At 37.2% G+C, this 23,138-nt stretch carries 22 protein-coding genes; 5 read left to right on the top strand and 17 right to left on the bottom strand.

Going from position 1 to position 23,138, the window contains the following annotated elements; all coding sequences use genetic code 11:
- Positions 1-38 precede the first annotated feature (38 nt).
- The gene (locus tag I5349_RS04070; RefSeq protein WP_226389452.1) at positions 39-1,094 is read left to right on the top strand and encodes a VOC family protein; all 1,056 of its coding nucleotides are present in this window, start codon (positions 39-41) and stop codon (positions 1,092-1,094) included.
- Here the strand turns inward: I5349_RS04070 and I5349_RS04065 are convergent.
- The 5 genes from I5349_RS04065 to I5349_RS04045 all read right to left on the bottom strand — a co-directional run bounded on the left by I5349_RS04065 (position 1,091) and on the right by I5349_RS04045 (position 5,748).
- The gene (locus I5349_RS04065) at positions 1,091-1,786 is read right to left on the bottom strand and encodes an SIR2 family NAD-dependent protein deacylase (protein ID WP_226389451.1); all 696 of its coding nucleotides are present in this window, start codon (positions 1,784-1,786) and stop codon (positions 1,091-1,093) included. The two genes, I5349_RS04070 and I5349_RS04065, sit on opposite strands and share 4 nt — an antisense overlap.
- Positions 1,787-2,662, bottom strand: coding sequence for a pirin family protein (locus I5349_RS04060; protein ID WP_226389450.1), 876 nt, complete (start codon positions 2,660-2,662; stop codon positions 1,787-1,789). It lies immediately after the preceding gene.
- A gap of 70 nt (positions 2,663-2,732) precedes the next feature.
- A complete protein-coding gene (locus I5349_RS04055; protein WP_226389449.1) occupies positions 2,733-4,055 on the bottom strand; it encodes a DEAD/DEAH box helicase in 1,323 nt (440 codons plus the stop codon).
- 82 nt (positions 4,056-4,137) lie between these two features.
- Complete coding sequence (locus tag I5349_RS04050; protein WP_226389448.1) at positions 4,138-4,785, bottom strand: DUF2306 domain-containing protein; 648 nt, start codon at positions 4,783-4,785, stop codon at positions 4,138-4,140.
- A 108-nt stretch (positions 4,786-4,893) separates the two neighbouring features.
- Positions 4,894-5,748: a LytR/AlgR family response regulator transcription factor gene (locus tag I5349_RS04045; protein ID WP_226389447.1), complete on the bottom strand. Its 855-nt coding sequence runs from the start codon at positions 5,746-5,748 to the stop codon at positions 4,894-4,896.
- A gap of 185 nt (positions 5,749-5,933) precedes the next feature.
- Here I5349_RS04045 and I5349_RS04040 point away from each other — a divergent pair, with 185 nt between their 5' ends.
- From I5349_RS04040 to I5349_RS04030, 3 genes are all read left to right on the top strand, one after another.
- Complete coding sequence (locus I5349_RS04040; RefSeq protein WP_226389446.1) at positions 5,934-6,389, top strand: hypothetical protein; 456 nt, start codon at positions 5,934-5,936, stop codon at positions 6,387-6,389.
- A gap of 34 nt (positions 6,390-6,423) precedes the next feature.
- Positions 6,424-7,338, top strand: a complete 915-nt coding sequence (locus I5349_RS04035) for an energy transducer TonB (protein WP_226389445.1) — start codon at positions 6,424-6,426, stop codon at positions 7,336-7,338.
- A 249-nt stretch (positions 7,339-7,587) separates the two neighbouring features.
- Positions 7,588-8,514: an alpha/beta fold hydrolase gene (locus I5349_RS04030; RefSeq protein WP_226389444.1), complete on the top strand. Its 927-nt coding sequence runs from the start codon at positions 7,588-7,590 to the stop codon at positions 8,512-8,514.
- Between the two features lie 321 nt (positions 8,515-8,835).
- On the opposite strand, the gene I5349_RS04025 is transcribed toward I5349_RS04030, so the two are convergent.
- The 6 genes from I5349_RS04025 to I5349_RS04000 all read right to left on the bottom strand — a co-directional run bounded on the left by I5349_RS04025 (position 8,836) and on the right by I5349_RS04000 (position 12,341).
- On the bottom strand, positions 8,836-9,159 hold the full coding sequence (locus I5349_RS04025; RefSeq protein WP_226389443.1) for a type II toxin-antitoxin system PemK/MazF family toxin: 324 nt from the start codon (positions 9,157-9,159) through the stop codon (positions 8,836-8,838).
- Entirely contained in the window at positions 9,150-9,395 is a 246-nt protein-coding gene (locus I5349_RS04020; protein ID WP_226389442.1) for an AbrB/MazE/SpoVT family DNA-binding domain-containing protein, read from the bottom strand. Before I5349_RS04020 ends, I5349_RS04025 begins: the two co-directional genes overlap by 10 nt.
- A 566-nt stretch (positions 9,396-9,961) precedes the next feature.
- Positions 9,962-10,828 (bottom strand): TlpA family protein disulfide reductase, encoded by an 867-nt coding sequence (locus I5349_RS04015; protein ID WP_226389441.1) that lies wholly within the window; start codon positions 10,826-10,828, stop codon positions 9,962-9,964.
- A gap of 171 nt (positions 10,829-10,999) precedes the next feature.
- A complete protein-coding gene (locus tag I5349_RS04010) occupies positions 11,000-11,392 on the bottom strand; it encodes a hypothetical protein (protein ID WP_226389440.1) in 393 nt (130 codons plus the stop codon).
- A gap of 25 nt (positions 11,393-11,417) precedes the next feature.
- The gene (locus tag I5349_RS04005) at positions 11,418-11,891 is read right to left on the bottom strand and encodes a hypothetical protein (protein ID WP_226389439.1); all 474 of its coding nucleotides are present in this window, start codon (positions 11,889-11,891) and stop codon (positions 11,418-11,420) included.
- 285 nt (positions 11,892-12,176) lie between these two features.
- Positions 12,177-12,341 carry a DUF6364 family protein gene (locus tag I5349_RS04000; RefSeq protein WP_226389438.1) on the bottom strand — a complete coding sequence of 55 codons (165 nt, stop codon included), beginning with the start codon at positions 12,339-12,341 and terminating at the stop codon, positions 12,177-12,179.
- A gap of 35 nt (positions 12,342-12,376) precedes the next feature.
- Here I5349_RS04000 and I5349_RS03995 point away from each other — a divergent pair, with 35 nt between their 5' ends.
- The gene (locus I5349_RS03995) at positions 12,377-12,796 is read left to right on the top strand and encodes a group II intron maturase-specific domain-containing protein (protein ID WP_226389437.1); all 420 of its coding nucleotides are present in this window, start codon (positions 12,377-12,379) and stop codon (positions 12,794-12,796) included.
- A gap of 281 nt (positions 12,797-13,077) precedes the next feature.
- On the opposite strand, the gene I5349_RS03990 is transcribed toward I5349_RS03995, so the two are convergent.
- From I5349_RS03990 to I5349_RS03965, 6 genes are all read right to left on the bottom strand, one after another.
- Positions 13,078-13,749, bottom strand: coding sequence for a macro domain-containing protein (locus I5349_RS03990; protein WP_226389436.1), 672 nt, complete (start codon positions 13,747-13,749; stop codon positions 13,078-13,080).
- 35 nt (positions 13,750-13,784) lie between these two features.
- Positions 13,785-18,221, bottom strand: coding sequence for a DarT ssDNA thymidine ADP-ribosyltransferase family protein (locus I5349_RS03985; RefSeq protein ID WP_226389435.1), 4,437 nt, complete (start codon positions 18,219-18,221; stop codon positions 13,785-13,787).
- Positions 18,214-21,642: a DEAD/DEAH box helicase gene (locus tag I5349_RS03980; protein WP_226389434.1), complete on the bottom strand. Its 3,429-nt coding sequence runs from the start codon at positions 21,640-21,642 to the stop codon at positions 18,214-18,216. The genes I5349_RS03985 and I5349_RS03980 overlap by 8 nt, the downstream gene beginning before the upstream one ends.
- A 548-nt stretch (positions 21,643-22,190) precedes the next feature.
- Complete coding sequence (locus I5349_RS03975; protein WP_226389433.1) at positions 22,191-22,427, bottom strand: DUF6364 family protein; 237 nt, start codon at positions 22,425-22,427, stop codon at positions 22,191-22,193.
- 69 nt (positions 22,428-22,496) lie between these two features.
- Positions 22,497-22,889 carry a VOC family protein gene (locus tag I5349_RS03970; protein ID WP_226389432.1) on the bottom strand — a complete coding sequence of 131 codons (393 nt, stop codon included), beginning with the start codon at positions 22,887-22,889 and terminating at the stop codon, positions 22,497-22,499.
- Between the two features lie 73 nt (positions 22,890-22,962).
- Positions 22,963-23,130 carry a Lacal_2735 family protein gene (locus I5349_RS03965; RefSeq protein ID WP_226389431.1) on the bottom strand — a complete coding sequence of 56 codons (168 nt, stop codon included), beginning with the start codon at positions 23,128-23,130 and terminating at the stop codon, positions 22,963-22,965.
- Positions 23,131-23,138: the final 8 nt, after the last annotated feature.

Here is a 23,138-nt window from a genome sequence, read left to right as displayed (position 1 = left end):
CATTTTTGGGCTATTTTTCATGAAACAAATTTTACGTTATGCCCATCATCAGCGGAATACAACAGGTAGGAATAGGAGTTACGGATGCTGAAGCAGCATGGAAGTGGTACAGGAAGTTTTTCGGTATGAATGTGCCGATCTTCAAAGATGCAGCAACAGCTAATCTGATGACCAGATATACTAGTGACAAAGCTGAAGATCGCTATGCTGTATTGGCTATGAATATGCAGGGTGGTGGTGGATTTGAGATCTGGCAGTACACTTCTAGAGTCCCTCAAAAGCCTGATTTCATGCCTAAAATGGGAGATTACGGCATCTTTGCTGTTAAGATGAAGACGCGTGACGTAGCAGCTACTTACGCTTATTTTGTAGAAAATGGGGCAGAGGTACTAGGTACTCCTGAGAAAAGCCCAGAAGGAAAACTTCACTTTTATGTCAAAGATCCTTATGACAATGTCTTTGAAATCATCGAAAGTCATAGCTGGTTTACTAAATCCAAAGTGCTCAGTGGAGGGGTTGCTGGCTGTGTGATAGGTGTATCCAATATAGAAGAGGCACTGCCGCTTTATATGCAGATACTTGGCTATGATCACATGGTCTATGATCGTTCTGGACGGTTTGAAGATTTACAAGGCGTAGCAGGAGGTAATCATACTTTTAGAAGGGTACTTTTGAGAAATCATCAACCAAGAGTGGGAGCCTTCAGTAAATTGCTGTGCGATACAGAACTAGAACTCGTACAAGTTCAAGATAGGCCTGCTAAAAAGCTATTTGAAAATAGAAATTGGGGTGATTTAGGTTTTATCCATGTATGCTTTGATGTGCGTGGTATGGATAAGCTTCGTAATAAGTGCGCGCTTAAAGGCTTTCCATTTACTGTCGATAGTAGTGATAGCTTTGATATGGGTAAAGCTGCAGGACATTTCACCTATTGTGAAGATCCAGACGGCACACTGATCGAATTTGTAGAAACGCACAAGATCCCCATCTTTGAAAAGCTCGGTTTATACCTCAATATCAAGAATAGAAAACCAGAAAAGCCGCTTCCTAACTGGATGCTCAGTATGCTGTCATTGAATAAGGTGAAAGATTAATCTTTGATATCCGAAAGGTGAGCGATCATTTCAGCGACTCCTTCACTGGCTGTTTTGTTGATTTTGATCAGGTTGTCTATATTTCCTACAGCAGGGACTTTTAGGTCGATGATGAACTTAGGGATATATGGAGGGGCATATTGAACCAATCCAGCAGCTGGATATACCAGTAAGGAAGTGCCTATCACTGCAAAAATATCCGCAGTCGCTACTTCCTCTATGGCGGGTTCTATCATCGGGACAGCCTCTCCAAACCAAACGATATAAGGCCTTAATTGACTGCCTCGCTCGCAGCGATCACCAAGTTTGAGTTCCCAGTGGTCCATGTCATATACCAATCTAGGATCTAGGGTACTTTGGGATTTGAAGAGTTCTCCATGTAAGTGTATGACTTGGGAGCTTCCTGCTTTTTCATGCAGGTTGTCTACATTTTGGGTAATGATGACTACCTCATACTGTTGCTCTAGTTGTGCAAGAAGTATGTGGGCTTGATTAGGTTGCGCTGTTTGTGCTTGTTTTCTTCGTTGATTGTAAAATTCCAGTACCAAAGCAGGATCAGCTGACCAACCTTGAGGAGAGGCGACTTGCATGACATCATGGCCTTCCCATAGGCCATTAGCATCTCTGAAAGTAGCAATACCACTCTCTGCGCTCACGCCTGCACCAGAGAGTACGACTAGTTTCTTTTTCATTTATCTCTCTGGAAGTGGGATGTAACTCGTGTCTCCTTTGACCATTGGGAAGTCCTTATTTTTCCACTTTTCTTTAGCTATTTCTAGCGTAGCTTTATCAGAAGCTACGAAGTTCCAATAGATGAAACGCTCCTCAGGAAAGGCTTCCCCACCAAAGATCAGCAAGTGTGCATCTTTAGAAACGCCAATTTTACAGTAGTCTTCATCCTTAGCTACCAGCATATTGCCAGCACCGATCTCTTGGTCACATGCCGTGATACTGCCTTTGATCACGCAGATACCGATTTCTCCTTTGAGGGCAGTACCAGCATCAAATTGAGCGTTCTCTTTAGCATGTACCTCTATCATGAAGAGCGGAGAGTACACAGGTACGGGAGACTTTTTGCCAAAGGCTTCTCCAGCTACTAGTGTGAAATGCAGATGATCCTGTGTCCATTTGGGAAGTTCGGATGCTGCAACATGAGTGAAATTAGGTTCCATGTCTTCCAAATCCTTGGGTAATGCTACCCAGATCTGAAAACCATGCATTTTAGTCGTTCTACCATCTCTATAATCCTCAGGAGTGCGTTCGGTATGGGTCATACCACGACCACCTGTCATCCAATTGACAGATCCAGGCGTGATCCGCTGCTTAGTCCCGATGCTGTCCTCATGCATGATCTCCCCTTCGAAGAGGTAGGTGAGTGTAGAGAGTCCGATATGTGGATGTTGCCCGATGTCTAGGTAACTACCATGTTTTACCACTGCGGGCCCCATATGGTCTATAAATATAAATGGGCCGACCATACGCTTTTTTCTAAAAGGTAATAGTCGACCCACTAAAAAGTCACCAATGTCACTGGCTCTTTCTTCTATGATCAGTCCTGTATTTGACATGTTTTGAGATTTGTTTATCCCAAATTACAGCAAATCAGTTAATATCAGAAGTTAATTTTTAATTAAGTGCTTAATCTCTACGAGGTTTTTTAGACCAATTTCTACGAGGTCTGTCACCACCTTCACGACTGGTGCTTGCAGGTCTTTCAGATCTCCCGCTTCTTTCTCCACCACTATTGCTAGGCTTTGGTCGAGAGAAGTTTGACTTGGGACGATTACCGCCTCTACCACCTTGCTCTGCCTTAGGAGGGTTTTCGATGAGTAATGGATAGGGATGCTCATTGATCACAGGTATCTTTTTACCGATTAGCTTCTCGATGTCTTTGAGATAAGCTTTTTCCTCACCATCACAGAAAGATACGGCTAGTCCTGAGGCTCCAGCTCTACCTGTACGACCGATGCGGTGTACATAGGTTTCTGAGACATTTGGTAGTTCATAGTTTACCACAAAGGCTAGCTCATCAATATCAATTCCTCTCGCAGCAATGTCTGTCGCTACTAAGACACGTGTTTCCCCACTTTTGAAATTGGTCAGGGCACGCTGTCGCGCATTTTGTGCTTTGTTGCCGTGGATGGCTTCAGCAGTGATATTTTTGCTGGCTAAGAATTTCACTACTTTATCAGCCCCATGCTTGGTTCTAGTAAAGACCAAGGCAGCTTTAATGCTTGAGTCTTGCAGTAGGTCATAGAGCAGTTTGTTTTTATTGCCTCTGTCAATGAAATATACTGCTTGTTGGATTTTCTCCGCGGTAGAAGAGACAGGAGTGACTTCTACTTTTTTAGGATTGTCCAAGATGGTATCCGCTAGCTTGACAATCTCTGGAGGCATAGTAGCTGAGAAAAAGAGCGATTGTCTTCTCTTAGGAAGCACTGCTAGGAGTTTTTTGACATCATGGATGAAACCCATGTCTAGCATACGGTCAGCTTCATCTAAGACAAAATATTCTACATTTCTCAATGAGATATAGCCTTGTGTCATGAGGTCTAGTAATCTGCCTGGAGTCGCTATAAGGATGTCTACACCACTTCTGAGTGCTGTAGTCTGTGAACCTTGTTTCACGCCACCAAAAACTACCGTAGACTTCAGTCCGAGGTGTCTGCCGTAGGCTTTGAAGCTTTCTTCTATTTGTATCGCCAACTCCCTAGTGGGGGTCACGATCAGTGTTCTGATCATGCGTTTTCTACCAAAAAGTGGATTTTGCTTTAATAGTTGCAGGATAGGAATAGCAAAAGCAGCTGTTTTTCCAGTACCTGTTTGGGCGCAACCTAGTAGGTCGGTGCCGCTTAATACGATGGGAATGGCTTGTGCTTGGATAGGGGTGGGAGTTGTATATCCCTCTTCTTTGAGCGCTTGTAGTATCGGCTCAATGAGATTCAATTGGTCAAATTGCATGCATGATTGATTAAACAGTGTGCCCCGAATGGGCTGCTGTATGATTTAAGCTCGCAAGGTACGACATATTTATCGATATCCTTTATGTCAGTTGATTAGCACGTGTTTTCTTTTTGGTATAACGCTTTTGGAAATAAATGATCACAGGAGTAAGGACTGCCGTAGGCCCCAGCCAAATGATCCAAGCTGGATCGGTTTGGATATTGATCAAGAGAAAGGCTGTGAGTGTAGCAATGTATGACCCGACCATCCTGCCGATGTGTGTATGCATGATAATGGTGTAATCTAAAGGCATTTTTTTGAGGATACGCTTACTGTCTGTAAACAGCATACTGCCAAAGATGAGAGCAAAAGTGATGGCTACAGGAAGCATTTGGCTGTGTGCCTGTTCTAAAAATAGGATAAGCCCAGTAACTAAGATGATTAGTCCTAGGATAGGTGACCAAAGGGATTTTCGAGGAATTTCCTGACCTTTTGGATATTTCAAATAAGCATAGCCACTTAGCGTCATGTAGGTGCTAAATCCTGCGATCATCCATAGAAAGGGATTAGGCTTCAAGATGGTCATAGGAAAGCTCGTTAGTCCTATGCCTAGCATGGCAAAGTAGTAAATCTTCCCACTGCGGAGGTGGAGTTTTTTGCCTTTGGCAGTGATCATGGCGATAAGTCCAGTGAGTAAAGCTGTGAAGCCAGCTATGATGTGGAGTATGAGTAGGGTTTTGTATAGCATGCGTTTGTCTGATTGATTTGAGACAAACATAAACAGAGATTAAGGGCTTTTTGGATTTAAGTGGCGAGTGTCAAGACTTAGGGGTGAATGTCAAAAAAGTGGCTGAATTTACCTTGGTAAGTTTTCTAAAGCATTTTGGATGGTAGCTATATAGGATCTAGATACAGGGACGGTAATATCGCTATGTAGCATGGTGAGTTTGTATCCTGCTGCATTACCAGTGACTTTTTGCACTTGAGAGAGGTTGACGATATAGGATCGGTGACAGCGAATGAGCCAAGGATGATTGATTTGATCTTGTAAGCGCTGTATGCTGGAGCGGATGAGTAGGGGTGTTTGGCTATTTTGGTAGATCATGACATAGTTATCTGCTGCTTGTATGCAAAGCAGCGAATTCAGATCACTGGTGATGATTTCTACTTTGTTTTCTCCCCTCAGCGTAATGGGAGTTGATTTATCACTACCAAAATCACCATTGATTTGTATGCTATTGGCTGTCCGCTGATGCCGATGAAGGAGCTTGATATAGTTTAGGGTCATGAAACTGATGGTAGGGAATACACCAATAGAGACCGTGTAAAATATCCCCGCTAATAAGCTGCTTAGAGTGAAGTCTGTATAGCCAAAGGTCACTGTATAAAGGAAGTTACCAGTAGCGATCAAGATGAGTAAGCTGATGATGCTGAGGATTTCTTTCCAAACTAACCAAGGTTCCCATTTGGTATGGTAATGTCTGAGGATCATGTCCTGAGTGATCATGACTAGAGCTGTAATCACGCCATAGCCAATGACTGTGAGGTATCCAGCTATAGGTTGTGCATAGGCGATCAAGTCAGCAATACCAAATGGTCTAAAAATCAATAAGAATGTACTGATGAATGCGCCTGTGATCAGGGCATTGATGAGGATTGTTTTTCGAGAGCGCTCGATGGGATAGGGTTGCTGCAAAAAGTTAGAAAGCATGACTAAAAGTAATCAATAGCTTGGCTGGAATCAAAGCGCTGGATTTAAAAAAAGTTGATAGGATAAATCCGATTCGGCAAATTGTCTTAATAACGTATATAATTTGATTTAATCATTTGTATTATCTCAACTATTTTTTTTTATTAGAATTATCATTTGAATTTTTCAACTTAAATCCACTGATTATGTCAAAGATGCTGAAGAGATTTAGTTTATATTTTTTACTGTTATCAGGGGTCGTTTACCTGCATAGTTGTGGTATTCCCGATTATTACAATGAGTATGGCGGGATGTCTATAGCATTTATGGATGCTGTGATGGCTGAGCAGTATGAGGAGGCAGCCTCTTACTTTCCTGAAGATGCTGATCGGCAAGTTGTCATTCAGCAGTTGATGGATTTGAGAAAGGAAGTAGTATTCGCCTATGGAGATTCGGTGAAGTATTTACCTAAGAATGTTTCTCATCATTATAAAAGCAAAATGACTTTACAGAAGGTGGAAAAGGAAATGAAAGTAGATATCGGGCTTGCAATCTTCAATGGTGCAGATTCAGGGATATTAGATTTGTCCTTTGATGGGATATCCAAGGACTTGGTGGCATTGGGGCATTTGACTCATAAAGAGGAGCTGAGTGGGAAGTGAGGTAATTTTTAATAACTAAACAACTATCAATTACATGTTAAGAAATATTTTAGTAAGCCTTACTTTCTCATTTTTGGTAAACGTTAGTTTCGCGCAACAAAATCTATGTTTTGAAGGTACTTCGGGTTCTTATTGGCCTATTGCTGTTGGTCATAAGGTTAAGTACACAGGGGTGTCAGGAATGGGAGCATCCTATACCAGTTTATTTACTGGAGATAGTCTTCAGGTAGGAGATAAGTATTATCTCAAACAAGTAAAAACTTACGCGAATGGTAGAGAGACTGTTGGGTACTGGCGTTCTGAAAATCAAGCAGTTTATTATTATGACACTGCAAAAAATGCTGAATCAGTTGAGCTCATCCAAGCAGTAAGTCCTGGTGCTACTTGGGAGAAGTATGATAAAACTTGGAAATACACGATCATTGATACACTGAGCAGTGTGAGCACTCCATTTTGCAACTTTGACAATTTGCTTGAAGTTTTGGCTGAGCCTCAAAATGAATTAAAAGATCAATATGGGTCTAATTTTCGGCTATATTATAAACGAGGGGTAGGTATGGTAGCTATGAAAGCTAATGATCAAATGCTCTTTTACGCACAAGCGGATATACCTGTTAATGAAAGAGACATCATCGTATATGGATGTGAAGATTTGTCTACTGAGGAGGAGCGAAGAGCTTGTAATTCGCAAAAGATCAATGCTTATATCAGTAAGCAATTTAAAGTGCCTCCAGGACAAAAAATCAAATCGGGGAAGATTGTTTTAACTGTCTTTGTTGATACGGAAGGTGTAATAGAGGAAGTAGAAGTATTGGAAGGTATTCCAGATGATCAATGGCAAGCAGCAGAATTGATCAGGATTTTAAAAAGTTTTCCAAAGGTAATTCCCGCACAAGCAGCTGATGGAGTACCCGTTAGGATAGCTTTTAATCTGCCTCTCAGATTTTAAAACATCAATTTTCCTTTAAAGTGTTTGATAATATAGTTCTGTTCGACCCTTTCAGGGTCATGGATTGTCCGCATGGTGATATGCTACAAATATATGATCTCTTCGGGATTGGGTGTGTTTTGATCTTGCTATAAATGTGTCATCCATTCGTGATTGGGAGATGCTTGAATAAATCCCTCAGTAATCAGTAAATTGAGGCTTAAAATCTTTTATTTTTAGGGGTGTAATTTTTTATATTTCATCTGATTTATGAAAGCAATTCTTTTAGTCTTCGTCAGTCTATGGGCGGGTGTAGCGAATGCCCAAGACCTTTATTCTAAGACTTATGGTTCTCCTGATCATGCCGCATTGATCTTTTTACATGGAGGACCTGGATTTAACAGTGCAGGATTTGAAGTGACTACTGCGGAGACTCTAGCTGCAGCTGGGTATTATGTCATCGTCTATGATCGGAGAGGTGAGGGTAGAAGCACTTCCACGGATGTGCGCTATACTTTTGATCAGACTTTTGAAGATCTGCAATCTCTCTATGAGAAGTACGAGCTTAAACAAGCTAGTTTGATCGGTCATAGTTTTGGTGGGGTGGTTGCCAGTTTGTTCGCTGAAAAGCATCCTAAAATGGTCAAAGCTGTTGTGCTAGTTGGTGCGCCTGTTTCCTTGCAAGAGACCTTTAAGACGATCCTGAGGCGTGCTAAGGCAATCTATGAGGCTAAGGATGATCGGGCTAATTTGGGTTATATCGCAATGCTAGAGAAAATGGATACTACCAGTTTGGCTTATAGTAGCTATAGTTTTGGTCATGCGATGCTCAATGGCTTCTACACGCCTACGGATGCCAACGCAACAGCCCAGGCTTTGTATGCCCGTTTTGGGACGGATCCTGTGCTTAAGCAGTATGGCAGTCAGTCAAATTTCCAAGCACCCCAAGGATTTTGGCAAAATGAACGCTATACTACCATCGATTTGACAGAGACACTAGTACAGCTGGTAGAGCGTGGGCTGCCTATCTATGGGCTGTATGGCAAGGATGACGGTTTGTATTCGGCTGATCAGGTGGGGGATTTGGCGGTTATCATCGGAGATGAGCAGCTTCGCTATTGGGATCGTTGTTCACATAATGTTTTTATCGATCAGCAAGCACTTTTTATTGAGACACTCCAAGACTGGTTAAAATAAGCAAGATCTTCATAGAGATGGGGTATATGTTTGCAAATGAGGTTTTCTAAAGCCTCAGGGTTCATTACTTTTACTCCCTACATACATAGGCGCTGCTATGGGTTTGGGTTTAAAGGTTGTTTTATGCTCTAGAAATTTTGATTTTTTTGAGGTTCGACCCCTTTAGTGTCGGGATTTGGGCGTGTTAGATTTGGCTACAAATATATGATCCCTTCGGGATCGGGTGTGTTTTCGATCTGGTTATAAATATGTCATCCCTTCGGGATTAATATGAAGAGGAGGTGTCGATTAGGGAAGATGTAATCTAGGGATTATGCTCTTTTAATCTACAAAAGTCTCCTTTATTACGTCTTTGCATTTTTCGATTTCTGATTTTGTCAAGCTTTCAAAAACCCGAATGATTCTGGTCTTATCTACCGTTCGAATTTGGTCAATGGCAATCATTCCCTTTTTATCATTATGCTTTACAGGAACTCTGGTAGGGTATTTTTTAAGGCTTGTTGTCATGGGCGCGAGTACGATAGTGTTCAAGTATTTATTCATCTCATTTGGTGAAATGATAACACAAGGTCTCGTTTTTTTTATTTCACTCCCTATTGTTGGATCAAGGTTTACCAGAACGATTGCATATTGTTTTAAGTCCATTCCTCGAGGTTTTCATCGTCAAATACATCGGTCATCAGTAACTTGTCGTCACCGTTTTCATTCATTTTCTTAAATTCGTTTTCCCAATTTTTTCTAGGGGAATCGATTGGTCTAAGTATGATCTGTCCTTTTTCCAAGATAATTTCGACTTTGTCTTGGATGTTGTATTTATCCAAAATGGTCTTGCTTAAACGAAGTCCTTTTGAATTTCCGATTTTGATGATTGATGCTTCCATGATTATTAAATGTTATTACAAAGTAAATACATTTTGTTGAAATGTCAAAATTCGTTCCGAATGAATATGAGCTGGTTAGTGCTTGGTATTGGGGTTAAATTTTTGTCATTCGTAAATATTGTTCGATCCCTTTAGGGTCGGGATGTTGGCGTGCTAGATTTGGCTACAAATATATGATCTCTTCGGGGTGAGGTATGTTATCGATCTGGCTATAAATATGTCATCCCTTCGGGATTGGGTGTGGGTGTGGTGAATATTGCTATAATAATGTCATCCCTTCGGGATTTTCATGAAAAAGATTTGCAGAAGTGCTCTTAGCATTTTGATCCAAAAAGCCTTTGTTATTGGAAGCAATTCTTTCGGGATTGATCAGTAGAAGAGGTATTGATTAGGGAAGATTGAATCTAGGAGTTATATTTTTTGATCTGATGCTTTCTGAGACGCTTGACCCAGAATGGGTCTCATATTTATAGCAGCAGATTGAGTGTTTCCATACGATCCTGAAGGGATCGCATATTATATCTTTATTCCATTTATCTGTTCTCTGGCTGTCTTAGCTCTAAGCACTAATTCCAGTAGTTTTTGCCTTTGATGACGTATTGTGTGGCATTTAGTAGTCCTTTTAAGGCAAGTGTTGTGAAAATCGAAATGAGTAGTGATGTGGTACTCAAGAATACTGTAGATGCTTCTTGATTTAAGAAGGATATGATCAATAGTGAGCAGAGTAGTATAATGCTCAGGATGATTGTTTCGGTCTTTTTGAAGTAAGGTTTCTTGAGAATGGTGATCTGGAATAAAGTGATGAGTAGGGAGATAAATCCTATGAGTACGAAGAAACCGCCAATGATAGGCAAGACTATTTTCCAAAAGCGATTGCTTGTCAGCAGTTCAGTAATGTAATCACTGAATCTCCCACTTTTGATGTTGAAGTGATTTCTGACGAAAACGGATCCTGGAAATGGTCTTGAGATGATTTTGGCATTTTCATCCACTACAAAATAGGTGGGATAGGCACCTATCTTGAGTGAATCGATCAAATTTGATTGCCCGATATTCAAATATTTGTACTTATCGTCATCGATGAAGTTGAGGCTCTTCCATAGCGCATATTGGTCTATAGAGATAAAGATGACCTGAAAATCTTCTGGAGTGTCCTTGATGATATTGCTGATATACTTTTTCTCAGACTCGCATATCGCACACCCCTTAAAGTTGAACTGGATAAGTGTAAGTTTCCCATCAAATAGCTTTGCAGAAACGCTTTTGGCATCTTGATCCAATAAACCTTCAGTGTCAAAAGTGAGGTCTTTCTCAAAAGAGATATGCTCTCTAAAATTGTCCCCTGACGGTTTTGATCCTACAGCTGAAATATATAAAAGTGCTAGGGTCGCTACACTTAGGGAAGTAATGAGTAGAAAAAATCGCTTGATCATGGTATGTTAGGTAAGTTGCATCATGGGCTTATGGATTGGAATCTACTACTCTAAAAAAATATAGAATATTTGAACTAAATACATAGAACTCTTAAAGTCGAACTATAGGCTTATTTTCTAGATCAGCTACTTGCTAATACACGGTGATTATTTATATTTTTAGAAGATACACTAATAATTTAGATCATTCTTTTTTGAATAAATAGAATAGTATATTCCTATTCCTAAAACAGATATTTCTTGTAAAATTAAATAGTTAACACTTGATAATAATGATGAATTTGGATCAAAAAACCAAGTTAATGAAAATAATGTTCGGATTATTACTAGAATAATAATAACTGGTTGTTTGAATTTTGGAACTATATGGTATGCTGTAAATAGTAAAGCAACTTGGCCGAAAATGGCTGCTGCCATATATGCCAAATCTCCTTGTGTATCAGATCTTAGTTGATTAATAAATAGAGTAATAACTGCAACTAATAAACCAGTAATTATAGCAGTTGGTAGGAAAAATACCCATCTTATCGTTTTTCCTATATTTGAGTTCCAAAAATTATTCATTTTTATTTTTTAAATTATATGAGAATTATCTATTGAATACATTATTAATTATTTCCAAGTCATAATCTGTAAAAGTAGTCCAATTAAAATCATTTCTTGAGATCAAATTATATGAAAGTGAATTTGTATACCGTCTTGTTAATGATTCTATAAGATCATCAAATGATTTACCTAGTACGTTCGTATTTATTGCCCTTATTATTCTTGTTTCTCCAGTTTTTTCATTTTTAATATAATCTCCAATTTTTGGATTTTTTCTATCATTAATTCCTAATACATATTCACCGATATCTGCACAGTGTTGAATTGTTATTATATCTTCAGCCTCAGAGTTTTTTATATCATAAAGTAATTCAGACACACTTTTTTCATTTATTTTATATTTATTATCTATTAATGTTCTAGCACCAAGAATAAAAGGTATGCTTAGACCATTCTTATATCGAACATTTACCCAGTAATTGATTAGCTTAAACCAATAATATTCATTACCATTCATTGTTAATTTTTATAGATAAGGATTAAATAATTTGAAATAAAATTATGAAATATGAGTATATTTCCAAATGATATCTTATAAAAATTTGTTTATATATAAAAAATAGGCTCGGAGAGAGCCTATAGTATAATTTTTTTGAAGATGATATTATGTGCTGTAGGATGTTTTAGTCATCACTTGCCGTGTACTGCTTATTGAGTAGGTAGCGGTAGACTTCTCTGGCGTCAAAGTCAAGTGGGAGCTCCATCTTAGAGGAGAGGTAGCGCATGTAGTCTGGCCACTCGGCTATTTGTTTGCATATGACTCTAGCAGGAGGGAGATGCTCATGTTTTTCTCTTGGGCGTAGGCTTTGAGTTTTTCGATGAGGTCTTCGTCTAGTTTGAGTGTGATGTTTAAGTCCATGATGATCGTCTTGTTTTGAGTTGCTGGGACATACATTTGTACCCACATACGAAAAAGATGTCAAAGGAAAATACCAATTGGTAGTGAAAAAGAATAGCTGGGATTCCCTCAAACGCAAGCTCAAGCATATCACCAAGAAAACCAAACCTTATAGTTTTGAAGAACGGCTGAGGAAGTTGGAAGAGGTATGGAGAGGGTGGGTAAATAATTACCGCCTTGCCAGTATCCAAGCAAAGCTTAAATCACTCGATGAGTGGTTACGAAACCGACTTCGCTACTGTATCTGGCACGACTGGAAGAAGCCAGAGCGGAAACGTAAAAACCTGATTAGACTGGGAGTAGATCGAGACCATGCCTATGCATGGAGTAGAACTCGAAAAGGGGGATGGGCAGTGGCTCAGAGTCCAATTCTAACGACTACTATCACTTTATCACGCCTAAGAAGAAAAGGTTATGAATCTATGCTTTCCTATTACCTTAAAACGCAACCTACAATTCAATGAACCGCTGTATACGAGACCCGTACGTACAGTGGTGTGAGAGGCTCTCCCCGTCAGTATCTACTGGCGGGGCAGTCTACTCGATTACCACCAGTGCTTACTTGTCTTCCGTAGTTTTTCGGTCTATTTGATGCTACGTTTTTCATTGTCTTTTGTCGTGTGGTGGGGCATTTTTTAAAATTTCTTTTTCTCTTGGGTTGGTGAAAAGCAAGCTCTTTTGCAAACTTTGGGCTGCGTGTCGGCTTGTGTGGTTTGCAAATGTGCTTGCTTTATGCGTTGGCTTTTCATTTTGGTCTGTTCAATACATAGTTAAACGCTTTTTCTAATGTCTTTTCGCCAATTCCGTCATAATTGGCTAATGAAATCATTGAATTTGCTTCTCCGTTTTGAATTATCTCTGATATTTTTCGTGCATATTGTGGTTGAATACCTGTCTCTGCTTTTATTGTCTTTTCGTCTAACGACAACCATTTTGCTTTGAAAGAAGAAAACAAGTCGTCATTTGCATTTGGGTCATAGTCGTAAATTTCAATGTCTATGGAACATTTGCCTAAATACTCGTCCATAAGACGTTTTACTTGGTTTCTATCCAATCCACCGTTATGCGTTCCAAGTAAAGGAAATGCTATTGAAGTAATACCTTTCTTGTCGTAGGTTTCCACAAACTTTTGCAAACCTTGTTCAATCCATTCTATTTTGCTTGGATATTTCCAATGAAATTTTGTCGGGAAACTTAAAATCCACGGTGCATTTTCCTGTTTTGTATAAAGCCACAAAGAGCCTGTTTTAATGAGTTTATTTTTACAATGCTCTTTGTATTCCTCATACATTTTAGGATATCGAAGTCTATGCACAAAAGCAATTCCTTTTCCCATTACGCCAACACAATTTACTGTGTTAACAATGGTTTGACACTTTGAATTAAAAATATTTCCTTTTATATGTTTTATTGCCATTTGTTATACTGTATAATTCACAAAGATAAAACTTATCATTTCGCATATACGAACCAACTTCTGTTTGATTCATCTATAAAATTCAATTGTATGTTTTGTTTTACGTTACCAAGAGAAATGTTTGACTTAAAGATGATTTTGTCTTTGCTTGTTTTGGTAACATCACCAACAAGAATCTCCATTTCTTTTATATCGGACGCTCCGTTCAGAACAAAATAACCTTCTCCGTTAAAATTAGTAGAAATGTGCAATTCAGAATCTTCTTCTTCAATTCTTACTCTTGGATTTTCATTGTTGTAATAACTTCTATCTACAACGATTTTTGAAAAAATGTCTTTATGCTCATTTCCTAACAAATTTATGAGTAGTGTTCTGTCTGCTTGCGAAGGACAAACAATTTCAAAGTCGAATAAATCATTAAATGAAAGTTCATCTTGAACCAAAAATTCCTGTTGTGAGTAATTCATATACTTTCTATTGTGCTCTTTGTCGTAACTCATATTTGAATACAAAAAATCAAAATTGAATTTATCTATCATTTTTTCAATGGAATTGAATTGAGTAGAATCCGCTTGCATATTTCCATTGCTTACACAACATTTCTTATCGTATATAAATAAAACCTCCTTGATTGAAAACCTAAAAAATATTGGAATTGGACATTTTGGAAATCCTAGACCTCTAGCTTTGTCATACCAGGAAACCCAATTACCGTGAGTTTCATATCCATCTGTTGTGTTTTTGCCTAAAAACTCATTGTAAAACTGTGTTGGTGTTTGTGGTCTAAAATAAAAGCGTGCATAATTATGAGCATCGCCTCTACGATGAACAACATTTCCTGCGGCATCACCTTTTATGTTCGCCTTATTTCTGCTTTGTATTTTTCTGTTTTTAATTATTTCAACAGCATTGTCAATATGTGAAAAGTGATAAATACTTCCTTTCCATTCAGACCATTGTTGTTCAATTTTATCAATGAAATTTAAAGTTGCATTTTTGTTAATTTCTTCTGTAACATAGCTACCTAAAAGCTCTTCAACTCTTTTGTTTGCTTTTAGATTTGACCAATTCCAAAACTGTTTGAACTCTTGAATTATTTCTTTTGTGAATTGCAAATTTGTGTTTGATGAAATCAAATTCCATTCTAAATGTGCTTTGAACTTGTTTAGAATCTGGTTATTCAATGCAAGTTTTCCCGATTCACATATAAAACGCCAATTCCATTTGTCGGCAAATCGTTCAAGAAAATCAACATCGTCAAAATTGATTTGCGGATTTTCTGTAATACTTTCCCAATGCCATTTGTTTTCAAATTTGGCAATTATTTCTTTAGTCGGATTTAGATTAGGATGTTTAGATATGTATTCCCAATCTAAATCATAATCTTTGGTTAGCGTTAGAATTTCGACTGACGGTGAAAATGACTTATGTCTTGAGACTAATTTCCAGTTCCAAGATTTTGCTTTTGTTTTCTCAATGAATTCACCAGTAAATACAAGATTTGTGTTTTCGGATAAGTAATTCCAATCCCAATCTTTGTCTAAAAGTTGTAAAAGCGTTTCATTGCTGAACTCAATATTTCTACGTTTTGAAAGCGCTTGCCAATCCCAATTCTTGTCTTTTAATTCAAGAATAAGTTCGTTAGAGATTTCTGCTTTTTCATTTTCTGATAAAACTTGCCAATCCCAATTTTTGTCTTTGTTTGAAAGAATTAAACTGCTATCAATTTTTATGTCCTTCCGTTTGGAAAGAATATCAAATTTGATTTCTGGAAATTGCTTGACAAGTTGTTCTAAATAATTTTCGTTCTCTTTATCTCTTTTCTGTTTAGTTAGAAAACCTCCAAATTCGGTTAAGTAATCCCAATCCCAATTTTCAGTTTTGTATTTCTGTAATAAAAGCCTGTTGTAATTAATACTTCCGTTTTTAGATAAAACCTGCCAATTCCAATAATCTTCAAATTGTTGTAAATAGCGGTCTATATTACTGAACCATTGTTTGCCACTATCCCAACTATCAGGGCTAAATTTTTGTTTAATGGCATAGCTTTCAGTAAAAATCTTCCAATTTATTTTTTCTCTGAATTGATTAAGTGTTCTAATGTCGGTTGGAAAAAGTTTATGATTGGAAATAAAATCCCAATCCCATTCAAAAACATCTAACTGAATTGTTGCCTGAACAATAGGGAATAAGGTTTCAAAGGGAATTTTGCAAGTTATGTCTTTCCAATACTCTTTACGTTTCTCCGATTCTACAACAGTCAAGCAAGCTGCAATTTTTGGAAGTTGTTTATCTATTGCAAGCTCGTTCTCTATTGTAAAAACATCGTTTATCAGATACTTCCAATCAACGTATTGTGCAATATCTTCTAATAGTTCGAGAATAGTGTCCTTGTTAATTTTTCGGGTTGCTATTTCCCAATCCCATTTATCAAATAGTTCATCATCTTCAAAACTATCAAGAATTGTTTCTATCGAACTGTTTTCTGTAATGAAACTCCAATCCCAAGGAAACTCCTTGTTTTCAAAAATGAATTCAAAATCAGCATTTTGTTTTTTGGTTAACAAACTCCAAAATTGATTTTGTTTTTCGCTTTCTGTTGCCTTGTAAAAAGCATCTAAGTTTTTATTCCAAAACGAAACATTAAAAGATGATTGCGATAGAATTTCATTCCAAAGCAAATTGTTTGAATATGAAAATTCTCCAAGAAAAGCTTTTTCAATAAATGTAGCGTTGCTAATCAGTTTCTTATTTTGTGAAATTCCTTCCCAATTCCAAGCGAAGTCCGGAAAGGCGCCAATCAAACTGTAATCAGAAATTTGTTGGCTTACATTCAAAAAACCATTTTCTGTAGTGATACGATTGTGATACTTCTGAAAAATAGGTTTGCTCCATTCAACGTTTTCATTTGTGTCAAATCCGTTAATGTATTTTTGAGTTTCCCATTGAATCAAATTTTGATTTTCAAAAAAATCTATAAGGTCTGGTGTCCAAAGATACTTTTGATGAGCAACAACAAAATTTTCGGGCAAATGCAACTTTAAAAGTGTTTTAAATGACTCATCATTCAAACATTTTGCTGTTAATTCTTCATTGATGAAAAAACGATTTAAAACCGTGTGCCAATTCAATTTACTCGTAAGTCCCGAAATGTTTTTATGTAGAAAATTGAGATTGATTTCTTCTGAAATTAATTTCCAATTCCAATTTTTTGAAATTAGCGTTTCAAGTTTGTTCCGGTATTTGATAAAGGTATTTTTGAAAACCTCATTTTTACTTTCCGTAATAACATAAAAATCCCAAGGAAAATCTTCAATATGGTCTTCAATAAATTTGTCAGGAAGATTTTTTGACAAATAGTTCCAATCCCAACCTTTTTCTTTTAGGTTTAAATCTGAAAGTAAGGACGTTACAAGTTCGATTTCTTTATATGAAAGTTCTTCAAAATCCCAATCAAAGGTTTCAATTTGTTTTTTTATAAATTCATCATCAAATCTTTCTGTAAGCGTTGTCCAATTCCAATAATCATCGTATTTCTCAATTACGGATTTAATACTTTCAATTGGTGCTTTTTCAGAAATAATGCTCCAAATTCCACCGTCTCCATTTTCACGAAACAATTCAAAAATAGTGTTGTCATTCCAATCAAGTTTTTGATTACCTGCAAGTTCTTTCCAATTCCATAAGTCAATATATGTTTCAATGTCTTGTTTGGTAATTAAAGCTTTCGCTGAAAGAATGTGATGATACATTCCTTGTCGTAGCAACTTGCTTTTAAATTCTGCATTTTCGGGTAGTCCAATTAAAAATTGAATTTCGGGTTTGTTTGAACCTGATTTAAAAATTGAAAGTTCTAACGAATTATAAAATCCAGTAATTTCGCATTGTAGGGAAATGGTTTTGTAACTTATTCTTGATTGGCTTTCGTAAAGTTCAACTATCTCGCCTTTGTAAATATCGTTCCCGAAAAGTTGGAATTGAAGTTTTTGCTTTAATTCAGGATTTTCAAGTGTCTGTTCTTTATACTCTCTTCCGTGAGTTAAATGATTTTCTATGTCAAAAACATTTTTGAAAGAAAAATCAAAATATTCGCCTGTGGCGGTTTGATTTAGAAATAATTCAGTTGTGGCAAAGTAGTATTTGTATTTGAGTTTACTATGTATAGCTTCTTGACCAAACTTTGTTAATTGAATTTTCTGTTCCTTTTCACTTACTGCAATAAGATTGTATTCGGTTAGTCCTTTCAGATAGATTTTAAAAATATCTATTTCAGCCAAATCTTGTAAGTTGAAACCTAACAAAATTCCTAATTCTGGAAATTTTATTTCATTTCCTTTTGCATTGATGATTGAACAGATGATTTCATCAATTTCATTGATATTAAATGCTTTTCTATATTGAATTTGGCAAGAAGTGGATTTTATAGTCCACTCAAACGAAAATGTTGCGTATGTTTCTTTAGTGCTATCCATTTTGTTCAACTGCGTTTTGTAATTCTTCTGCACTAATTATTTTTCCGTTCTGTTGTATGGTTTCAAAAACGTTTTTGTATATATCTTTTCTGCAAAAATGTTCACTATTCCCAACAACAATAAGTAATCGTCTTGCTCTTGATAAAGCAACATTCAAACGGTTAGGCGATTCCGCAAAACCTAAGCTTTCTTGCAATGGATAGCCTAATTCGCCATAAATTTCATCTGGTTGTTGACCTTGAAAAGATGCCAATTTGTTGCTACGCACCATTGAAACAATGATGATGTTCCTTTCCATTCCTTGAAATCTATCAACCGTGCTTAAGCGAATTGGAACTTCACTATGTTTTTCTTTGAGCATTTTATTGATGTAGTGAATTTGCTTTCCGTAAAAACTAATCAATCCGATTTGTTTCTCTTCCAAACTTTTGTTGGAAAGCCATTGGTCAAATTCATTTTTCCCACTGCTGTTTTTGAGAACATTCAAAATGTTGTCAATCGCTTCAATTTCTCCGAAATTAACTCTTGATGTTCCTTCTTGAATTTCGGGTGTAGTTACATTTACCCAAATGGTATGTGTTTCGGGTGTCAAGATATTTTTGTATTGTAAGCCGTGATACCTTGAATCCCATTTGTCAAATGAATTGTGATAAGTTTCTTCTAATGGCAAACCGCACTTCAAACCACCGTCATCTTTGTAAAATTGTGAGATAGCTTCGTTGATTGCTGGGTGCATTCGGTATTGTGTGTCAAAAGTTCCTTTTATGCTATCATCAATATCTTTAAATAACCTTTCAAACTGCGAAATTTCAAATTCTTTATGTGATAGTGTTTTGGCCAATGCTTTTTCGCCAATGGAAACAAGTAAATCTTTGATTTCTTCTCCGTCAATCATTGGCGGTAATTGTCTGTGGTCGCCTACGATAATTGACTTTTTTCCAAACAAAACAGGCAAAGCAAGTTCGGGTGGTGTCGCTTTACTTGCTTCATCCATAATTACGGTGTCAAAATTTATGTTTGTTCGGTTACAACTTTTATAATCGTTTTCCTGATAGCTTTTCCGGTTGAAAACATTCAAGTATGAACGGAAAAACGAAGTCCATTTATTTTCAGAATTCAGTTTTCCTATTGAACTTCCTGTTGCACCAATCAAATTCACATACTCCAAGTATTTCTCTGCAAAAAGTTTTTTGGTTTGAGTGTTAGGCTTTTGCAAATGATTTTTCCATTTATCTAATGCAGAATCAATTAGTTCATCATTTTGGAATTTAACTCGGTCTGCAATGTTGTTTACCCATTGCGAAACGGTGTTGTTTTCATTGGAATTGCTCTTTTGCCAATTTTCAATTGCTTCAAGCGAATAAAAATATCCTTCCGATTCTAAGTTATCAGTATTGCCAAACCGAATTGGCTTTACAACATTGTTTTGTCCATTCTTCAATCGGTCAATGGCATTATCAACAGCAAGATTGGTTTCAGAAGTCAGAAGAATTTTTTGTTTTGGCTCTTTTCTGATGTGTTGCCAAATTATTTCAGCGATTGCAGTTGATTTGCCTGTTCCTGGTGGTCCTTGAATTAGAGCTAATTCATCTGCGTAAAGCGATTTGTAAATGGCTTGCCGTTGCGATTCATTTAATGATTGAGAAAAAAGATTGTTTTCAAAGTCTTGCCATTCATTACTCGTTTTACTTAGCAAATAGTCGATATTTTCAATGACTTTGGCTTTTGAAGAATCGTATAAAAAAACTTTTGCGTTGTCATTTGGCAACTTCGTTTTTTCATCATCAAGTTTAAGAACAGTATCTTCTAAACGTTTTATTTTGTCCTTTTCACCTTTTAAATCTGGGAAAATGGCTTTTACAGTTTCTTCCGAAATGTTCTCTTTTACTTCTTCAATCCTTTCTTCATCAACTACAAAATACAAATCAGGATAATCAACTTTTTGTAATTTACCTAAATAGAATTTTTCCTTTTGAGGATTTCCGAAATAAAATTCTTCTCGTAAGAGTTTTGAAAGTTTTTCTTCTTCTTGCTCAACTTTCAATTCAAAGTTTTCCTCACAAAGATATTTCTCTTGAAACGTGTCGTTTATTGTGCAATCGAAACTTTCGGAATCAACAAAGTCATTTAATTGGTTGTTCAATCTTGCAAGAATTTCCGTTTTATTTTCTGTTTGGTAGAATTGACGGAATATGAGTTTCTCTCCATTTGCAATAAGTTTTGTATTCAGATTAGGAAGTTCTTTTTTCAAATTACTCTGTAATTCGTGCAATCCTGTTTCAAACTTGATGTTGAATTTGTATTTATGAGTGTCACCTCTGTCGTATATTTCAAAGAATGAGAATGATTTAATATGATTAAGTTTATCAATTAATTCTGATTCAGTTTCAAAGTCAAATGAAATTGTTCTGTGTATTTGGCTTACTTGAAATTCGTCTCCGTGTATTTCAGAAAATAATCTATTCCAAAATACATCTTCGTTTCTTTCAAGCTCATCAATTCCTTTATCAAGTTTTCTAAAATCAAAGGAATATTCAGTTTTGTAGTTAATATCAAATGGATTGTCAGGAAAATATTTTTTGAGCACCCTCTTTAGTCGAAAAGTCTCAAAATTCAAATCAGATTCGTGTTGTTCATAAAACTTGCCGTCATAGTTAAAGTGTAGGCAATTCTCCTTTGGTTGCGGAAGTGTAATTCCCTTGATTTCTAATTCATCAATTTTCCTTTTTAAAATATCTTTGTTTTCGAAGGTAAAAATCAGCTCGTTTCCACGTTTGGCTAACCCGAAATGTTTCTCAAAAACCTCATAAACATTTTGGTGCAATTCTCCTTCAACAATTATTCTGTTTCCTTGTTGAGCGATTTCAATGTTTCTGTAAAACGTTGAAATAAGAAATGAAAGCGAAGGTTTTATTGAAAAAACTGCTCCTACTTTTTTATTAAATTTTAGACCCTGAATTTGACTAGACCGATTCCATTCGTCTAAAGTTAAAAATATCAATCCCGAATTTTTAAAATGGTAGCTAGTTGGAAGTTCTCCAATTATATTTTTTAGTTCTTCTTTGCTGCTGTTTTCTTGTCCTGTAATTGTTCCTTCAATTACGGGATTTTCATTAAAGTCAATGTAACAGATTTCAGCAAGTTCTTTCAGCTTGCTAAGTCGTTCAGATGTTATGTTTGTTGTGTTTGCAACGCTTGTCTGAATATACCCGTTTTCAAAATCAAAATTTTGAATATTGAAAATCTGCTCTACTTCTTTCTTGAATACTTGTTTGAAGATTTCTTGGTCTATTGACAAATGTAGTTTCAAACCGTTAAGTTGAACGGATTTTGTCGTGTCAATTCCAATCGGTCTAGATTTATGTTCTAAGATTTTGGATTGTGCAGTGATATACTTCTTCCAAACGTCCTTTTGATTCATACTACAACTGCTTTTTGGGGGTGGGCAGAAAATTGGCTCTTTTGGTTTTGCAGAAGGGTCGGAATTGTGCGTTGGGGCAAAACCAAATGTGCCAATGTGCGGCTGGCCAAAAGAAATTTTAAAAAATGCGAAGGGTTGGCTTTCTCTTTCTTTTCTGTCACCTGTTCCAATAGCAAAACGCGGTCAGCTTGAAAGTCTTTCCGCTTGGTCGATATGGTCTGTATGTCAAGTCCATTTTTAGTCATTGTCTTACTATGTCGTCTGTCATTTTAGCATTGGTGGTAACTTCCATATAACCCTGATAATCATAAGGCTTAGCCATCTAATGTAGGATGGCTAAGCCTTATTTTTTCATCTTTTCTATCAGGCTTATTAAAACTACTGTTTTTTTATACTCGATCAAATGTATCTGCTATTTTTTAGTGTAAGCATGAAATTTTGTGCGGAAGGTTATTTGCTACTTGCTATGGCTGAAGGCAAAAAAGTAGGCTCGGAGGGAGCCTATGGTATAATTTGTTTGAAGATGATATTATGTGCTGTAGGATGCTTTAGTCATCACTTGCTGTGTACTGCTTATTGAGTAGGTAGCGGTAGACTTCTCTGGCGTCAAAGTCGAGTGGGAGCTCCATCTTAGAGGAGAGGTAGCGCATGTAGTCTGGCCACTCGGCTATTTGTTTGGCATAAGACTCTAGCAGGAGGGAGATGCTCATGTTTTTCTCTTGGGCGTAGGCTTTGAGTTTTTCGATGAGGTCTTCGTCTAGTTTGAGTGTGATGTTTAAGTCCATGATGATCTTCTTGTTTTGATTTGGGTTATACCTCCTATACGATTTACGGGGAGCGGCTGTTGTGCGGATTTAGATTTTATTGGGGCCTTTGGGTGGTTCCCAGAGTTCGATCTTGCGGCCTTCTGGATCCATGATCCAAGTGAACTTGCCAAAGTCGCTGTATTCTCTTTCGCCTACTTCCTCGATGCCAGCCTTTTTGAGCTCAGCTGCGAGTGCTTCTAGGTCATCCACACGGTAGTTGATCATGAAGTCTTGTTTGCTAGGGTCAAAGTAGCGTGTCTCTTGCTTGAAAGGACTCCATGCGGTGTAGCCTTCTATGTCGGGATTGGTCTTGTCGCGCCACTCAAATACGCCACCCCATTCTTCAGAGTGGATGCCTAGGTGCTCTGCATACCAAGCGCGCATCTTTTCGCGGTCTTCACATTTGAAAAATACGCCTCCTATTCCAGTTACTTTTTTCATGTTGCTATGGTTTAGACATTGAAAATAGGGAATTAAAAGGAGGAAAGGAATAAAAAAGGAAAACCCTGAAAGATTAGTCTTTCAGGGCTTCTATTTCCTTGGCGATGGCTTCTGCATCTGCCATTTTGTGGTCGGCTGCCTTGCGGTCGCTGTGGGAGAGCTTATGAGCTTCTTCCATTAGCTTAGCGTATTGCTCTTGCAGTTTATCCTTTTTACTTTTCTTCTTAAATAGTCCAAACATAATCTTCT

It is taken from the genome of Penaeicola halotolerans, from assembly GCF_016464625.1.
In the GTDB taxonomy this organism is placed as follows: Bacteria; Bacteroidota; Bacteroidia; order Cytophagales; family Cyclobacteriaceae; genus Penaeicola; species Penaeicola halotolerans.
The sequence above is the reverse complement of the archived record's forward strand: the minus strand, read 5'-3'. Positions and strand labels throughout refer to the sequence as shown.

Bases quoted from the DNA above. Each gene is read 5' to 3' on its own strand.
- I5349_RS04070 (WP_226389452.1), top strand. From the start codon at position 39: ATGCCCATCATCAGCGGAATACAACAGGTAGGAATAGGAGTTACGGAT.
- I5349_RS04065 (WP_226389451.1), bottom strand. From the start codon at position 1,786: ATGAAAAAGAAACTAGTCGTACTCTCTGGTGCAGGCGTGAGCGCAGAG.
- I5349_RS04060 (WP_226389450.1), bottom strand. From the start codon at position 2,662: ATGTCAAATACAGGACTGATCATAGAAGAAAGAGCCAGTGACATTGGT.
- I5349_RS04055 (WP_226389449.1), bottom strand. From the start codon at position 4,055: ATGCAATTTGACCAATTGAATCTCATTGAGCCGATACTACAAGCGCTC.
- I5349_RS04050 (WP_226389448.1), bottom strand. From the start codon at position 4,785: ATGCTATACAAAACCCTACTCATACTCCACATCATAGCTGGCTTCACA.
- I5349_RS04045 (WP_226389447.1), bottom strand. From the start codon at position 5,748: ATGCTTTCTAACTTTTTGCAGCAACCCTATCCCATCGAGCGCTCTCGA.
- I5349_RS04040 (WP_226389446.1), top strand. From the start codon at position 5,934: ATGTCAAAGATGCTGAAGAGATTTAGTTTATATTTTTTACTGTTATCA.
- I5349_RS04035 (WP_226389445.1), top strand. From the start codon at position 6,424: ATGTTAAGAAATATTTTAGTAAGCCTTACTTTCTCATTTTTGGTAAAC.
- I5349_RS04030 (WP_226389444.1), top strand. From the start codon at position 7,588: ATGAAAGCAATTCTTTTAGTCTTCGTCAGTCTATGGGCGGGTGTAGCG.
- I5349_RS04025 (WP_226389443.1), bottom strand. From the start codon at position 9,159: ATGGACTTAAAACAATATGCAATCGTTCTGGTAAACCTTGATCCAACA.
- I5349_RS04020 (WP_226389442.1), bottom strand. From the start codon at position 9,395: ATGGAAGCATCAATCATCAAAATCGGAAATTCAAAAGGACTTCGTTTA.
- I5349_RS04015 (WP_226389441.1), bottom strand. From the start codon at position 10,828: ATGATCAAGCGATTTTTTCTACTCATTACTTCCCTAAGTGTAGCGACC.
- I5349_RS04010 (WP_226389440.1), bottom strand. From the start codon at position 11,392: ATGAATAATTTTTGGAACTCAAATATAGGAAAAACGATAAGATGGGTA.
- I5349_RS04005 (WP_226389439.1), bottom strand. From the start codon at position 11,891: ATGAATGGTAATGAATATTATTGGTTTAAGCTAATCAATTACTGGGTA.
- I5349_RS04000 (WP_226389438.1), bottom strand. From the start codon at position 12,341: ATGTGGGTACAAATGTATGTCCCAGCAACTCAAAACAAGACGATCATC.
- I5349_RS03990 (WP_226389436.1), bottom strand. From the start codon at position 13,749: ATGGCAATAAAACATATAAAAGGAAATATTTTTAATTCAAAGTGTCAA.
- I5349_RS03985 (WP_226389435.1), bottom strand. From the start codon at position 18,221: ATGGATAGCACTAAAGAAACATACGCAACATTTTCGTTTGAGTGGACT.
- I5349_RS03980 (WP_226389434.1), bottom strand. From the start codon at position 21,642: ATGAATCAAAAGGACGTTTGGAAGAAGTATATCACTGCACAATCCAAA.
- I5349_RS03975 (WP_226389433.1), bottom strand. From the start codon at position 22,427: ATGGACTTAAACATCACACTCAAACTAGACGAAGACCTCATCGAAAAA.
- I5349_RS03970 (WP_226389432.1), bottom strand. From the start codon at position 22,889: ATGAAAAAAGTAACTGGAATAGGAGGCGTATTTTTCAAATGTGAAGAC.
- I5349_RS03965 (WP_226389431.1), bottom strand. From the start codon at position 23,130: ATGTTTGGACTATTTAAGAAGAAAAGTAAAAAGGATAAACTGCAAGAG.